This window comes from Streptosporangium sp. NPDC020072, from assembly GCF_040631445.1.
Classification (GTDB): Bacteria; Actinomycetota; Actinomycetes; order Streptosporangiales; family Streptosporangiaceae; genus Streptosporangium.
Map to the genome: position 1 here is coordinate 414847 of NZ_JBEYAB010000002.1, position 15059 is coordinate 429905.

The following is a 15059-nucleotide window of genomic DNA, read 5'->3' on the forward strand; positions in this document are numbered from 1 at the left end:
TGTGGCGGAACGGCAGCATCGGGGGATGCGCAACTGGCCCCTCACCGGACTACGGGTGACCACCCCACGTCTCGAACTCCGCCTGCCCTCCCTCGACGACCTCGACCGGCTCGCCGACCGCGCCGCCGAGGGGGTTCACGACCAGGGCACGATGCCCTTCATCGTGCCCTGGAGCGACGCCGAGCCGCAGGAGCGGGCTCGCAGGACCATCCAGTACCACTTCTCCCTGTGGGGCGCCTGGACCCCCGCCGAGTGGACCTGCGCGTTCGCCGTGGTCTTCGAGGGGGAGGTCGTCGGCACCCAGGCGATAGCGGCCACCGACTTCGCCGTCACCCGCGAGGTCACGAGCGGCTCCTGGCTGGGCAGGCGCTTCCACGGCAGGGGCATCGGCACCGAGATGCGCGCGGCCGTACTGCACCTGGCCTTCGAGGGTCTCGGCGCCCGCTACGCCACCTCGGGCGCGTTCGCCGACAACCACGCCTCCCTGGCGGTCTCCCGCAAGTTCGGCTACGCCGACGACGGCGTACAGATCCACAACAGGCAGGGCGAGCCCGTGACGACCCTGCGCCTGCGCCTGGCCCGCGAGGACTGGGCAGGCGGGCTCGGGGTCGGGATCCACGGTCTCGAACCCTGCCTGCCGCTGTTCGGCGCGGCCCCTACTTCCCCGGATCGGTGACCGGGACGAAGTAGGACAGGATCTCCGGGTTGGCCATGGCGTCGAGGTTGGCCGCCTTCTCCGGGGGGACGCCGAGGAGGATCTTGCGGATCGGGACCTCCAGCTTCTTGCCGCTGAGCGTGCGGGGGATGCCGGGGACCTCGACGATCTCGTTGGGCACGTGCCTGGGGGACAGCTCCTCCTTGATCGCCCGGCGCAGCCGCATGATCAGCGAGTCGGACAGGCTCGCCCCCTCGGCCACCGTGACATAGAGCAGCAGACGCCCCTCCTGGCCGAGCTGCCCGGTGTCGATCACCAGGCTGTCGGCGATCTCCTCGAAGCGCTCGACCACCCGGTAGAACTCGCTGGTCCCCATCCGCACTCCACCCCGGTTGAGGGTGGAGTCGGAACGGCCGTAGATCACGCATCCGCCGTCAGGCAGGATCTTGATCCAGTCGCCGTGCCGCCACACCCCGGGATAGTCGGCGAAGTAACTCTCCCGGTATCTCGTCCCGTCGGGGTCGTTCCAGAACATGACGGGCATCGACGGCATCGGCGCGGTCAGCACCAGCTCCCCCACCTCGCCGATCACCGGACTACCCGACGGGTCGAAGGACTCGACCCTGGCCCCCAGGCACCGGCACGGGATGACCCCGGCCCTGACCGGCAGCAGCGGGACCGCCCCGACGAAGCCGGTGCACACGTCGGTGCCGCCGGAGAACGAGCCGAGCTGCACCTCGGGCATCGTGTCGTGCACCCAGGCGAAGCCCTCCGGCGGCAGCGGCGAGCCGGTCGAACCGACCCCCCGCAGCGCCCCGAGCCCCGAGGGGCGCAGGTTCGCCTTCATGGACGCCACGATGTACGGCGCTCCCGTGCCGAAGTAGGTGACACCCTCCTCGGCTGCCAGCCGCCACAGCGCGTCCGTCCCCGGGTGGGTGGCCGAGCCGTCGTACAGCACGATCGTCGAACCGGCCAGCAGGCCGCCGACGAGGTAGTTCCACATCATCCAGCCGGTCGTGGTGTACCAGAAGAAGACGTCGCCCTCCCCCAGGTCCTGGTGGAAGGAGAGCGCCTTGAGGTGTTCGAGCACCACGCCGCCGTGCCCGTGCACGATCGGCTTCGGCAGCCCCGTGGTGCCCGAGGAGTAGACGATCCACAGCGGGTGGGCGAAGGGCACCGGCTCGAAGCCGAGCGGCCCCTCCACGGCCCGCAGCTCGGACCACTCGACCGTACGGTGCCCGGCCTCCCCGCTCTCCCCGGCTTCCCGGGGCGGCGCGCCGTACAGGGGCATCCGTACCCGGGCGGCCAGGGTCGGCAGTTTGGCCGCGATGTCCTCGACCACCTGGGAGCGGTCGAACCACCTGCCGTTGTAGGCGTAGCCGTCGATCGCGACCAGCACCTTCGGCTCGATCTGGGTGAAGCGGTCGATCACGCTTGAGGCGCCGAAGTCCGGGGAGCACGAGGACCACACGGCCCCGAGGGAGGCGGTGGCGAGGAAGGCGACCAGCGTCTCGGGCACGTTCGGCGCGTAGGCGGCGACCCGGTCTCCCCGCCCGACGCCCAGCGCGGCCAGCCCGGCGCGGACCCGCGCGACCTCCCCGGCCAGCTCGCCCAGCGTGAGCGTACGGCGTGACCCCGACTCGTCGCGGAAGACCACCGCGAGCCGCCCAGGGTCGGCCTCCGCCCCGCGCAGCGCGTTCTCGGCGTAGTTCAGCGTCGATCCGGCGAACCACTCGGCCCCGGGCATCGTCCCGGACAGGACGGGCCCCGCGCCTCGCTCCCCGACCACGCCGAAGTAGTCCCAGAGCGACGCCCAGAACTCAGCCGGCGAGTCGACCGACCACTGCCACAGATCCTGGTAGTCACCGGATCTGCCGAGCCACTCCATGTAACGGGTGACCTTGGCGTCCCGCACGGTCTGGGGGGTGGGTTCCCAAAGGAGCGTACCTTCCTCAACCATGCCCCCATCCTCCCGACGGCCCACCGGAATGTCATCCCCCTCGGGCACACACTCCCCCGGCACACGGTGTGGCCCGCCCCCACGTGCCCGCCGTACCGGAGACGGTCTCAGCGGGCGGCGCGGTGACGGCGGGGCCTGCGGAACAGGAGGAAGGCGCCGACCAGGCAGAGCAGCCCGACACCGAGTCCCGTTCCGCCGATGACGAGGTAGTCGGAGTCGACGGGCGGGTGATCGACGGGCGAGCCGACCGGGCCACCGCCGAGATACCTCTTGCCGGTGTAGGCGACGGCCTTCGCCGCCGGGGGCGGCGTGTCCGCGGCCTGGACCGCCGCGGCGGCGTCGACGATCCCGTGGCCGAGATACAGGGTGTAGCCCGCGGGGGGCTTCATCGCGGTCCTGGTCAGGATCTCGCGGACCTGCCTGATGGTCAGCCTGGGGTTGCGCGACAGCATCAGGGCGACCGTGCCCGAGGTCAGCGCCGCCGCCGGTGAGGTGCCGCTGCCCGGCTCGTAGCCGCCCAGGTTGCGGGCGGCGTAGATGTCGACACCGGGTGCGGCGATCGTGGTGTAGGTGTGCACCTGGGAGAACTCCGCCCGCGCGCCGTCGGGGCCCGCCGCGGCGACCCCGATCACACTGGGAAAGGCCGCCGGGTAGGACACCCTGTTGTTGGCGTCGAGGTCCATGGCGTCGGTCGATCCGCCGTTGCCCGAACTGGCCACCACCACGACGCCCTTACTGGAGGCGTAGTCGACGGCGGCGGCGGTGTCCTCCTCGTATCCCGCCCACGACCACTCGTCGGTGCCGAGGGACATCGAGATGACCTTGGCGTCGTGGTCCACCGCGTAGCGGATGCCCTTGGCCACGGCGCCGGCCCACTTGCGGCTCTCCTCCTGTCCGACCTTCTTGCTCTTCTTCGCCGACTCCTCCGCCCGCTTGCGCGCGGGGTCCTCCCGGTCCCAGATGACCCGCACGGACAGCACGCGCGCCTGCGGGGCGACAGCGAGGACGCTCGACGCCATGGCGGTGCCGTGCGCGCCCCAGTACGACCGGCCTGGCCTGGCGCCACCGCCGACGAAGTCGGGACCGGAGGTCACGCGCCCCCTGAAGGCCGGATGGTTCGCCATCACCCCGGTGTCCAGCACGGCGACCGTGACCCCCCTGCCCTGGGCCAGGGTCTGCGCCTGCCGTACCTTCATGACCTGGAGTTCCCAGCCGTGCGGCGCCTCGGCCAGCGCGGGCGCCGCCGTACCCGCGAGGAGGGCGGCGCCGAGCAGGGCCGCGGTCAACGTCCGGCGGATCATGGTCGCACCTTCTCCGCCTCGGTCTTCAGGCGCGTGGACAGCGTCTGGGCGAGGCCGTACGCCGTCATCTTCCACGGTTCGCGGTCCTCCTGTTGCTTGAACTGCCCCTTCCCCCAGGGCTGCGGCACGTGTCCGGCCACCCGGCCGTCGACCGGGCCCGAGGTGACCACCACGAACAACGTGGCGTAGGGGGCGAAGACGCTGATTCCTCCGCTTCCGGCCCGAGCGCCGTCCTTCCACCGCACGCCCGGAACGCCGAGGGCGTGCACCGCCTGCTCGGCCCCGCCCTCGTCGTCCTGGGTCCGGGTGAGCACGTCGGTGAGATCACTGCGGTCGTTCTCGTTGGGAAGGGCCAGGACGACGGCCGTGGCCGCGGTCCCGCCACCGGGGTCGAGGTAGGTGGCCCGCAGCGCCGCCACGCAGCCGTGTCTGGTCGCCGCCGCCGCGAACCGCCCGGAGAGCGCCGCCTTGCAGGAGGTGTCCTGCGAGATCGCGGCCCTGGTCCAGCCCTTCTCCACACTGACGGTCGCGTCGGGGTCGCGCACCCCGATGGAGGCGGGGAAGACCGTCTCGACGGGCACGTTGCGCCACAGGTTGCGCATGTACTCCTTGCTGATGATCTCCTGCTCGCTGTTGGCGACCGCACGGGCAACGATCGTGCCGCCGCCCAGCGCCACCACCAGCCCGATCCCGGCGACGAGGGTCCCCGCGACGATCCGCCCGATCCCCCGCCTCGGCGCGGCCTGGGACTCCTGGGGTCCCGGCGGGTACGGCGCCTGCCCGTTCTGCGGAGGCGGCGCCGACGGCTGGGAGCCCCGGTACGGCGTACCCGGCTGTCCCTGGGGCGGGTACATCTGGGGTGCCCGCCCCTGCTGCGGATACGCCTGGTACGGATACGGCTGCTGCTGAGGGGGCTGCTGAGGCTGCCCGTAGGGCTCCCCCTGCGGGGGGTACGCCGGCCACGGTGTGCCCGGCGGTGGGTACGGCCCCGACCCCTGTCCCCCCGCGGGAGGCCGGTTAGCGGGTGGGGGATGGCTCATCGTCGCTCCCGATCATGCGTGCTGCATTCCAGGAGGGGAAACGCCCGTTCCAACACCGCAGTTCCCACTACACCATTTATCCAAATAACCCCATACGTCGCATCCGTCACTCTGAGACATCCCCAGAGGATGGCCCACGACCCCGCCGTGGAACCCCGGTCCGTCCGACGCTCCCGGGGCACCGGCCCCCACCAGGTCAGAGACGGAAGCGGTCCGTGACCATCAGGCGAGCCCCGAGAAACCGGCGCAAGGGCCCGGACACGTCACCCGGCACCCACCGGTCCCCGGACGGACCGAACCGCCGCTCTCCCGTCGAACACACCGTTCATGGGAACGAAGACGGTCAGGCGCTGTGGACCGGGGTCGTCAGGCTCTCGACGGCGGCCACCACCGCTGAGGGGTCGGACAGGTCGGGAAGAACGACGTCGGCGCCCGCCTCCCGGAGTTCGGCCGGGAGGGAGCGGCCGGTGGCCACGGCGACCATGGAGGCTCCGGCGATCTTGGCGGCCTGGACGTCCCTGGCCGAGTCGCCGATCAGCACCGTGTTGGTCCCGTCGAACGCCGCGCCGTACTTCTGCCTGGCCCTGCCCTGGGCGACCTGGAGCAGGGTGGCCTTGGGGTAGACCTCCTCGCCGTAGCCGCCGACCTCGAAGTCGACGTACCTGTCCAGCTTGAAGGCCTTCAGCTTGTGTACGGCGTTGCTCCTGATGGTGCCGGTCAGCACCGACTGGACCGTGCCGCCGAGTCCGCCCACGGCCCTGAGCGTCTCGGCCGCACCCCGCATCATCCGCCCCTCCCTGGCCAGCCGCCCCCGCCGGGCCGCGAACGCCTCGGCCAGGGCGTCGAGGAACCTGGGCAGGTGGGCGTCCTCGGCGACGATGTCGTTGATGGCCAGCGTCTCGAAGATGATCTCGGAGTCGGGACGGCCGTTGTGCTGGGTGAGCTTGACCAGGGGCCGTCCGGTGACCTGGCGGAAGGCGTCGGCGTACGCCTCACGGGTGAGGATGGACACGTCGACCAGGGTGAGGTCGACGTTCCAGAGAACGAGACGGCTAATCGTGGCCTCCGGGGTGGGGGTGAGGACCCGTCGGGCCCCAGAGTACGGCCGTCGCCCGCCTCACGATCACCGAACCGCCCCGCCGGGCACCCGCACGCACGAAACCGACGCTCAGGCGTGGTCGAGGGCGTCGGTGAGGGTGTCCACGACGGGGACGCCGAGGGCGTGCAGGTCGGCCCGGCTGGTCATGCCGCCGGTGTAGAGGACGGCGCGCGCCCCGACGTGCTGGGCCGCGTGGGCGTCGTCCACGCTGTCACCGATGACGAGCACGTTCGCCGGGTCGACGCCGAGCGCCTCGATGTGGGCCGCCATCGAGGCGGCCTTGTGCCCTCCCATGGCCGGGGGCGCTCCCGAGTCGGTGCGCAGCCCGTCGATCCGGCTGAAGTGGTGGTCGATGCCGAACTCGGCGACCTTCGGCCCCAGCCGGTCGTGCGTCCACATGGACAACAGCGACTGACGGTTGCCCGTGGCGCTCCACGCCTCAAGCGCGCCCACGGCGTCGGCCGTCAGGCCGCACTCCAGCATCAGCCGGTGGTAGTGGTCGTGGAAGCCCGCGTCGAGGCGTTCCCACTCGCCGTCGTCGAGGGGGCGGCCCAGCATGCGCTCGTAGGCCGTCCAGATCGGGCGCATGTAGACCGCCCGGAAACCGTCCGCGTCGTAGGCGGCTATCCCGTACGGCTCGAACACGATGTTCGTGGCGCCGACAACGGCGTCGATGTCGTGAAAAAGTGTGCCGTTCCAGTCCCAAACGATGTGTCTCATATCGTTCTCCAGGATAACCGCCCAGAACTCAGCCGATCAGGTCGGGAATCTCCTGGGTGGCGTACCACAGCAGTTCGTTGGCCTCGGCGCCGTCCACGGTGAAGCGGGCGTCGTCGTCACCGAGGTCCGCGGCGGGCAGCGCGGAGACGGCGGCCTCGACGTCGGGCGTCGCGGCCTCCTCGTCCACGTGGACCGCGGCGATCCTGCTGAGGGGGACCGCGGTCGACAGCCGTACCCGGGCGCGTTCCTCCAGGTCGGCCCCGCCGTTCACCTCGTCGTCGGGGACCTCGGCGGCGATCACCACGCGGCGGGCGGGCGCCTTGACGCCGTCGGCCCTGTCCTCGGCGATCATCCGCAGGGAGGCCCTGGCCGCCTCGGTCAGGGCGACGTACTCCAGTTCCTCGGTGTCACCCGAGGCGTACCATTCGACCAGCGCGGGGGTCACCGCGTAACCGGTCAGCGGGGCCGGGCCGAGCTCCCCGACCGTGGCCACACGGGCCAGCGCCGGGAGCGTGCACGGCAGGTAGACGCGCATCGATGCCTCGATCTGTTCTTCCGACGTGGCGCCGTCCGGCGCCGATCACCCATCGAGTGTGACAGCTCCGCCGCCCGGCCCGCGAGGTACGGCGCACCACCGGTCAGCGCAGTGGCGTCCCGAGCAGTCTTTCCAGCTCGGCGATGGTCGGCTCCGGATCCCTGTGGTGGAGGCCGACGATGCCGAGGGCCCGGGCGGCGGCGACGTTGACCTCGGCGTCGTCGACGAACACGCACTCGGGACCGGTCAGGTTCAGCGCGCCCAGGGCGTGCTCGAAGATCCCGGGCTCCGGCTTCCGCATGCCGACCTCCCCCGAGATCACCACCGCGTCGAAGACCTCCTCCCAGCCCTCACGGGGGTACTCGTTGGCCCAGGAGTTGGACAGCAGGCAGGTGCGCACTCCCGCGGCACGGGCCTCACGCAGCATGCCGTACATGGACTCGACCCGGCGGAACCCGGCGAACATCCTGGTCAACAGGCCCTCGGCGACCGGTGGAACGCCGTCGAGTGTGACGAGCAGGGCGGCCAGGCGCCGTTCGAAGTCCGGTCCGGAGATCTCGCCGCGTTCCAGGGCGTGGACGAGGTTCTCCTCGCCGTCACGGACGCCGTCGTAGGCGCGTGCGACCAGCTCGCGCATCACCTCGTGGTAGTGGTCCGCGTCGATGCGGTCCACGGTGATCCACTCCGTGATCGCCTCGGTCATGTTCACGGTGAGCACGCCGCCCCAGTCGATCAGTACGCCTCTGAGCATTCGGCCTCCTTCGTGGAACCCGTTCCAGGTTAGGTCCGCCCTGTGCGGAGCACCGGCGAAGGGGGGTGCCAAACTGACCGCCATGGACTTCGCGCTCAGCACGAAGGCGGAGGAGTACCTCGCCGACCTGACCGATTTCATGGTGTCGTATGTCTACCCGGCCGAGCCGGTCTACCACGCCTGGCGGCAGGCCGCCGGACACGGGGACCACCGTCTGCCCCCGGTCGTCGAGGACCTCAAGGCGGAGGCCCGTTCGCGTGGCCTGTGGAACCTGTTCCTGCCCTCGGAGTCGGGGATGTCCGTTCTCGACCACGCCAGTCTCGCCGAGGTCACCGGCCGCTCCCCCGACCTGGCCCCCGAGGCGCTGAACTGCGCCGCCCCCGACACGGGCAACATGGAGTTGCTGCACACCTTCGGCTCGCCCGAGCAGCGGGCCCGCTGGCTCACCCCGCTGCTCGCGGGCGGCATCCGCTCGGCGTTCGCGATGAGCGAGCCCGCCGTGGCGTCGAGCGACGCGACGAACCTCACGACCTCCATCGTCCGCGACGGCGACGACTACGTGGTCAACGGCCGCAAGTGGTTCGTCAGCGGTGCCGCCGACCCGCGCTGCCGGGTCGTGATCGTGCTCGGCAACACCGACCCGGAGGCCCCCGCGCACCGCAGGCAGTCGACGGTGCTGATCCCGATGGACACCCCAGGCGTCGAGGTCGTCCGCCACCTGCCGGTGTTCGGTTACCAGGAGCAGCGCGGCTACTCCGAGCTCGTCCTGTCCGACGTGCGGGTGCCCGTGGCGAACCTCCTCGGTGAGGAGGGCGACGGCCTGCGTATCGCGCGGACCCGTCTCGGTCCCGGGCGTGTCCACCACTGCATGCGCGCGATCGGCATGGCCGAGCGTGCCCTTGAGCTGCTGTGCGCCCGCGCCGCGAACCGGGTGGCCTTCGGCGTGACTCTGGCCCAGCAGGGCGTCGTGCAGCAGCAGATCGCCGAGTCGCGGCTGGCCGTCGACCAGGCCAGGCTGCTGGGGCTGCGGGCCGCCTGGATGATCGACACCGTGGGTGCGAAGGCCGCCTCCGCCGAGATCTCCGCCGTCAAGGCCGTCGCCCCCAGGGTGGCCTGTGAGGTGATCGACCGGGCCATCCAGGTCCACGGCGCCCTGGGGGTCTCCGACGACGTCCCGCTGGCCTCGATGTACGTCCACGCCCGCGCGATGCGCATTCTCGGCGGCCCCGACGAGGTACATCTGCGGGCCGTCGCCCGCCGTGAGCTCAAGCCTCACCTTTCCTGACATCACCACCCTTCCCTCCTTAATGTCCGATTCTTGGAACGCGACCGCGTTTCGGAGACCTGGGGTGAGGAAGGCTAAAAGAACGCCCCAGCGCCGAATAACCGCACGTGAGAGGTGTCGCCGCCGCTCGCGGGCACCATGTTGGAACGATGTTGGAACGATCCCTCGACTCCTTTGGGGAGGGGCCATGACCGTAAGTCAGACAGGTGGCACGACGCGGAGCCGTACGGCTTCGAAGTCAAGCCCATCCGCCACGCGGAAACCGGCCGCGAGGAAGAGCACCGCGACATCCTCGGCGGCGAAGACGACCACCCGGCCGAGCACCACGCAGCGGTCCTCGGCGGGCACCTCGGCCAAGAAGCCGACCAGAACCTCGGCCAGGACCTCGGCCAAGTCCCCGGCGACGAAGGCCTCGACCACCAGGGCTTCGACCACCAGGGCTTCGACCGCCAAGGCACCGACCACCGGGACCACGGCGACCAGGGCATCGGCCAAGTCACCCGCCAAGTCCCGCGCCAAGACTCCGGCGAAGACCTCGACCGGCGCCTCGACCAAGTCCCCGGCGACGTCTTCGGCGGCCAAGCCCTCGACGACCTCGACGACCTCGACCGCCAAGCCCCGGGCCAGGTCTCTGGCCAAGACCTCGACCAGGGCCTCAACGAGGACATCGGCCAGGGCCTCGACAACGGGGACCACCGCGCAGCGCAGGAACACCGCCCAGCAGGCCACGACGCAGGGCTCGGCGGGAACCTCGACGCACCGGGCGAACGGCAGCGGCGGCAAGCGCGGGCTCACGGTGAACCTGCCCATGATGACCGTGAAGTTCCACGCCCCGCACCTCCACATGCCGCACGTCGGCCTGCCACACGTCAACCGCCAGGAGGCGGGCCAGGCCGTGGACGCCGCCAAGTCGTTCCTGCCGCCGCCCGAGCGCATGGTCTACTACGGCGGGCTCGGCGCGCTGGCCGTCGCGGGCCTGATCGAGTGGCCGGTCGCCGCGGCCATCGGGGTCGGCACGGTGATCGCCCAGCGCGCCCGTGGGATGAGCCGTTCGGGGCGGGCCAGAGCCTCCGCGCGGTGACACGGCTGCTCCGGCGTGTTCCCGTGACCTGACCGCCAGGAAAGCACCATCCGCCGTCCGGCCCGCCCGCGCGGGCCGTACGGCTCCGTCATGGCCGTCAGGCCCGAGTGACCCGTCTGGAGAGCCGAATGTTGCTGTCACGTGTGCTCACGCTTTCCGCCGAGACGCTGTGGGAGGCCGTACCCGACGCCGTGCGCAGGGCGTTGCCTCGTCCCCGCGCGGTACGGGCGGCCCCGGGCGGCTTCCATGTGGACCTGCGCGCGATCGGCGGCCCCGGCACGGAACGGCTCGCCCGGCGGCTTGAGACGCTGTTGCTCGCGCTCGACGGGGTCGAGCGGGCCGAGGTCAACGGGGTGCTGGGCACCGTCTTCGTCGGCGGCGACGACGGAGTCGTCGACCTGAAGAGGCTGCTGTCGATCGTCGCGGAACTCGACGACGAGGACGAGTGGGAGCAGGAGGAGGACGAGGAGGCGCGGGGCGCAGCGGAGGGCACGGCGGGGCGGGGCCCCGGACCGGCCCTGGCCAGAGTGGTCGAGCAGCGCACCCGGGCGGGCATCAGGCTGGGCGCGAGCGCCCTCGGAACGGGACTCGCGGTCGCCGGGCGGCTTGCGCACCTTCCGCCGCTGTCCCCGGTCGTCCCCGCCCTGCTGCACCTGGCCGAGTCCACCCCGGCGATTCGGACGAGACTGACCTGCCATCTCGGCCACCAGGCCACCTCCGCTCTGTTCACGACGGCGAACGTGGTCACGGGCACGCTCGCGCTCCAGCCCGTCGGGCTGCTGGTGCAGGCGGTCTCCGCCGCCGAGCGTTACGTGGAGGCCCGTGAGGCACGGCGGGCCTGGGACTCGCGCGCGCGGGAACTGGCCTCCGACGAGGGCGCCTACCGGCACGTCCGCAGGCGCAGGAGGACCAGGACCACGCCGCTTGAGCACAGTCCCGTCGAGCGGTTCGAACGACTGGCGAGCCCGGCGGCGCTCGGTGTCTCGGTGCTGACCCACGTCGTCAGCGGCAGCCGTGACCGCGGTCTCGCCATGATGATCGCCGCGACGCCCAGTGCCGCGAAGGCCGGGCGGGAGGCGTTCTCCAGCGCGGTCGGGCGCACCCTGGCCAAACGCGGCGCGGTCGTCCTCGACAGTCACGCGCTGCGCCGGATGGACGGCCTCGACACGGTCGTGCTCGACGCCGCCCTGTTCCTGACCGGCTCGTGGACGGTCGAGCGCGTCGTGCCCCTGGCCGAGGGCATCGACCCCGCCGAGCTGAACGCCCTGCTGCCCGGCCTGCTCGACGCGACCGATCCCGGCGCGCGCCGTGAGCGCGGCCACTGGGCGGCCGAACCCGCCAGGCTTCCCGCCGCCGAGGGACGCGAGTGGCGTTCCCTGGGGCTGCGGCCGGTCCGGGTGACCAGGCGGGGCGTGCCGGTCGCCCTGGCCGGTCTGGCGCCCGAACTCGTGTCCATCGCGGACGCGCTGGTCACCGCCCCCCAGGGCTGCTCGGTGCTGCTGGCGGGTGAGGGTGCCCGCGAGGTGGTCAGGCGGCTCGCCGTGGGAGGCGGAGGCGGGGACGGCACGCCGCCGAAGACCCTCCCGGGAGGCCACCGGCTGACGACGCGGATCCGCGCGCTCCAGGCGGAGGGCCACGGGGTCGCGGTGGTCTCCAGGCGGTCGACGTCCGCGATGGCCCAGGCCGATCTGAGCGTCGGCGTGCTCGGTGGTCCCGACGGCGTGCCGTGGGAGGCGGACGTGCTGGGCGACCTGGAGACGGCCCACCTGCTGCTGAGCTGCCTGGCCCCGGCCAGACGGGCCGGTGAGCGGTGCGTACGGCTCAGCCTGGCGACGGCGGCGGCGGGCGCGGCGCTCGCGGGCACCGGCCCCAGGACCGCCTCTGTGAGCAGGGCCCGCCTGGTCAGTGACGGTACGGCGCTGGCCGCGATCGTCGTGGGCGAGTGGACGGCCCGTGAACTGGGCAACGCGGCGCCCGCCGAGCGCGCCGACCCGACCCCCTGGCACGCCCTGCCGGTCGACGCCGTGCTGTCCAGGCTCGGTTCCTCCCTCGACGGCCTGCCCAAGTCCGAGGCCGTACGGCGCAGGCCTCCGCCGCCGCCGGGAGAGCCGGACGGCACCGACTCGCTGCTGCGCGCCTCCCTTGAGGAACTGGCCAACCCGCTGACCCCGGTGCTGGCGGCCGGGGCGGGCCTGTCCGCGATGGTGGGCTCCGTCCTGGACGGCGTGCTGATCGGCGGCGTCATGATCGTGGACGCGCTCATCGGCGGCGGGCAGCGAACGTCGGCCAACCGGGCCGTGCACCGCCTGACCGAGTCCGTCGCCGACCACGTACGGCTGCGCCGTCCCTTCTCCAAAGACGTCAAGGACCTCAAAGAGCCCAAGAAGGGCAAGAAGGCCAAAGAACCTGAGAGAGGCTCGGCGCACACGACCGAGGTGGCGACGGCGGACACGCTCGTGCCGGGAGACGTCATCGAACTGCGGGCGGGCGACGCCGTACCGGCCGACTGCCGGATCCTGTCGTCGATCGGCCTGGAGATCGACGAGGCGGGACTGACCGGTGAGTCCCTGCTGGTCCCGAAGGCGCCCGCCCCGGTGGACGCCTCCGCGGTCGCCGACCGCAGCTCGATGGTCTACCAGGGCACGACGGTCGCCGCGGGGCACGGGCTGGCCGTGGTCGTGGCGTCGGGTGAGGAGACGGAGGCGGCGCGCACCGCGCGGCTCTCGGCCGACGAGCGCCCGCAGAGCGGGGTCCACCTGCGGCTGCGGACGCTGAGCCGCAGGATCCTGCCGGTCGCGATCGGCTCCGGTGTCGTCGTGCTGGTCGCGGACCTGCTGCGGGGGCGGTCGATGCCGCAGGCGCTCGCCCTGGCGGTGAGCCTCGCGGTCGCCTCGGTGCCCGAGGGGCTGCCCTTCATCGCCTCGGCCGCCGAACTGGCCGCGGCCAGGCGATTGTCGAGCCGCGAGACCCTGGTGCCCAACCCCTCGACGATCGAGGCCCTCGGCCGGGTGAACGTGCTCTGCTTCGACAAGACGGGGACCCTGACCGAGGGGCGCATCAGCCTGCGGGTGGTCTCCGACGGGCGTTCCGAGCACTCGACGGAGCGGCTGAACGAGGAGCTACGGCGGATCGTGGCCGCCGGGTTGCGCGCGAGCCCCCGCTACGAGGACGGCAAGCCCATCGCCCACCCGACGGACCGCGCGGTGGTCGAGGGGGCGCGGCGGCTCGACGTGACGCCGCAGGAGGGGCTGGGCGTCTGGAGCCGGGTCGAGGAGCTGCCCTTCGAGCCGGGACGCGGCTACCACGCGGTGCTCGGCCTCGGCCCCTCCGGGCACGTGCTGAGCGTCAAGGGCGCCCCCGAGATCGTGCTCACCGGCTGCGCGCACCTGCTGCGCGACGGCCGTACGGTCCGCATGACCGCCGCGGCGAGGAAGGGACTTGAGGAGGAGGTCGACCGGCTCGCCCTGCAGGGTTACCGGGTGCTCGCGGTGGCCGAACGGCCCGCCTCCGACCGCCGTGACCTGGACGACTCCCGGGTCGACGAACTGACCTTCCTGGGGTTCCTGTGCCTGGCCGACCCGGTCAGGCCTACGGCGGCCGAGAGCGTCGGCCGCCTGACGAGGGCGGGCGTCAGGATCGTCATGATCACCGGTGACCATCCGAGCACCGCGGCGGCGATCGCCGCCGAGCTCGACCTGCTGGACGGCGGGCGGGTGATGACCGGCCCCGAGCTGGACGAGATGGACGACGCGACCCTGGTCGAGCGGCTTCCCGGGGTTGCGGTCTTCGCCAGGACGACCCCCGCGCACAAGGTCAGGATCGTCAGCTGCCTGCGCCGGGCGGGGAAGGTCGTCGCGGTGACCGGAGACGGGGCCAACGACGCCCCGGCCATCCGCGCCGCCGACGTCGGGATCGCCCTGGGCTCCCGCGCCACCCCGGCGGCCAGGACCGCGGCCGACGTCGTGGTGACCGACGACCGCATCGAGACGATCGTGGACGCGTTCATCGAGGGCAGGGCCATGTGGAGCTCGGTCCGCGACGCCCTGAGCATCCTGCTCGGCGGCAACGTCGGGGAGATCGTCTTCGCGGTCGGCTCGAACCTGCTCACCGGCGGCAGCGTGCTGAACGCCCGCCAGTTGCTGCTGGTCAACCTGCTGACCGACATGCTGCCCGCGATGGCGGTCGCGGTCAGGCCTCCGGCGGCGACCAGCCCGGAGCGGCTGCTGGCCGAGGGTCCTGAGGCGTCCCTGGGCGCCTCGCTGACCCGGGACATCTACCTGCGCGCCACGACGACGGCCGGGGCGGCGTCGATGGCCTGGCTGGTCGGGCGGGCGACGGGCACGCGGGGACGGGCGAACACGATCGCGCTGGTCGCCCTGATCTCCACGCAGCTGTTCCAGACCCTGGCCAGCGGCGGCCGGGACCGGGTGGTCCTGCTGGCCGTGATCGCCTCGATGGGCGTCCTGGCGGCCAGCGTCTCCGTCCCCGTGATCTGCCTGTTCTTCGGCTGCCGGCCGCTGGGGCCCGTGGGATGGGGCATCGCCCTGGGCAGCTCCCTGGCGGCCACGCTGGCCGGAACGGCGTTCGAGCGGTGGACCCGCGATCCTTCACCGTCTGTTCATTAAAAGGAAA

General features: G+C 72.1%; 12 protein-coding genes. 4 read left to right on the forward strand and 8 right to left on the reverse strand.

The window, feature by feature from the left end; genetic code table 11:
* The first annotated feature begins 25 nt into the window (after positions 1 to 25).
* The gene (locus ABZ470_RS05120) at positions 26 to 676 is read left to right on the forward strand and encodes a GNAT family protein (RefSeq protein WP_362910059.1); all 651 of its coding nucleotides are present in this window, start codon (positions 26 to 28) and stop codon (positions 674 to 676) included.
* On the opposite strand, the gene ABZ470_RS05125 is transcribed toward ABZ470_RS05120, so the two are convergent.
* The 7 genes from ABZ470_RS05125 to ABZ470_RS05155 all read right to left on the reverse strand — a co-directional run bounded on the left by ABZ470_RS05125 (position 657) and on the right by ABZ470_RS05155 (position 8061).
* Positions 657 to 2615 (reverse strand): acetoacetate--CoA ligase, encoded by a 1959-nt coding sequence (locus ABZ470_RS05125; RefSeq protein WP_362910061.1) that lies wholly within the window; start codon positions 2613 to 2615, stop codon positions 657 to 659. The two genes, ABZ470_RS05120 and ABZ470_RS05125, sit on opposite strands and share 20 nt — an antisense overlap.
* 107 nt (positions 2616 to 2722) lie before the next feature.
* A complete protein-coding gene (locus tag ABZ470_RS05130) occupies positions 2723 to 3916 on the reverse strand; it encodes a S8 family serine peptidase (RefSeq protein ID WP_362910063.1) in 1194 nt (397 codons plus the stop codon).
* Positions 3913 to 4770, reverse strand: coding sequence for a hypothetical protein (locus tag ABZ470_RS05135; protein WP_362910065.1), 858 nt, complete (start codon positions 4768 to 4770; stop codon positions 3913 to 3915). The genes ABZ470_RS05130 and ABZ470_RS05135 overlap by 4 nt, the downstream gene beginning before the upstream one ends.
* Positions 4771 to 5299: 529 nt before the next feature.
* The gene (locus ABZ470_RS05140) at positions 5300 to 6013 is read right to left on the reverse strand and encodes a haloacid dehalogenase-like hydrolase (protein ID WP_362773267.1); all 714 of its coding nucleotides are present in this window, start codon (positions 6011 to 6013) and stop codon (positions 5300 to 5302) included.
* 111 nt (positions 6014 to 6124) lie between these two features.
* The gene (locus tag ABZ470_RS05145; RefSeq protein ID WP_362910067.1) at positions 6125 to 6775 is read right to left on the reverse strand and encodes an HAD hydrolase-like protein; all 651 of its coding nucleotides are present in this window, start codon (positions 6773 to 6775) and stop codon (positions 6125 to 6127) included.
* Positions 6776 to 6803: 28 nt separating this feature from the next.
* Positions 6804 to 7310, reverse strand: a complete 507-nt coding sequence (locus tag ABZ470_RS05150; protein ID WP_352009827.1) for a hypothetical protein — start codon at positions 7308 to 7310, stop codon at positions 6804 to 6806.
* Between the two features lie 103 nt (positions 7311 to 7413).
* Positions 7414 to 8061 carry an HAD family phosphatase gene (locus tag ABZ470_RS05155; RefSeq protein ID WP_352009828.1) on the reverse strand — a complete coding sequence of 216 codons (648 nt, stop codon included), beginning with the start codon at positions 8059 to 8061 and terminating at the stop codon, positions 7414 to 7416.
* Between the two features lie 82 nt (positions 8062 to 8143).
* Between ABZ470_RS05155 and ABZ470_RS05160 the strand changes: the two genes are divergently transcribed.
* Positions 8144 to 9346, forward strand: a complete 1203-nt coding sequence (locus tag ABZ470_RS05160; RefSeq protein ID WP_362910070.1) for an acyl-CoA dehydrogenase family protein — start codon at positions 8144 to 8146, stop codon at positions 9344 to 9346.
* Between the two features lie 198 nt (positions 9347 to 9544).
* Here ABZ470_RS05160 and ABZ470_RS05165 read toward each other — a convergent pair whose 3' ends face one another.
* Positions 9545 to 10141, reverse strand: coding sequence for a hypothetical protein (locus ABZ470_RS05165; protein WP_362910072.1), 597 nt, complete (start codon positions 10139 to 10141; stop codon positions 9545 to 9547).
* A gap of 13 nt (positions 10142 to 10154) precedes the next feature.
* Between ABZ470_RS05165 and ABZ470_RS05170 the strand changes: the two genes are divergently transcribed.
* Both ABZ470_RS05170 and ABZ470_RS05175 read left to right on the forward strand, forming a co-directional pair.
* The gene (locus ABZ470_RS05170) at positions 10155 to 10427 is read left to right on the forward strand and encodes a hypothetical protein (protein ID WP_362910074.1); all 273 of its coding nucleotides are present in this window, start codon (positions 10155 to 10157) and stop codon (positions 10425 to 10427) included.
* A 128-nt stretch (positions 10428 to 10555) separates the two neighbouring features.
* A complete protein-coding gene (locus ABZ470_RS05175) occupies positions 10556 to 15052 on the forward strand; it encodes an HAD-IC family P-type ATPase (RefSeq protein ID WP_362910076.1) in 4497 nt (1498 codons plus the stop codon).
* Positions 15053 to 15059: the final 7 nt, after the last annotated feature.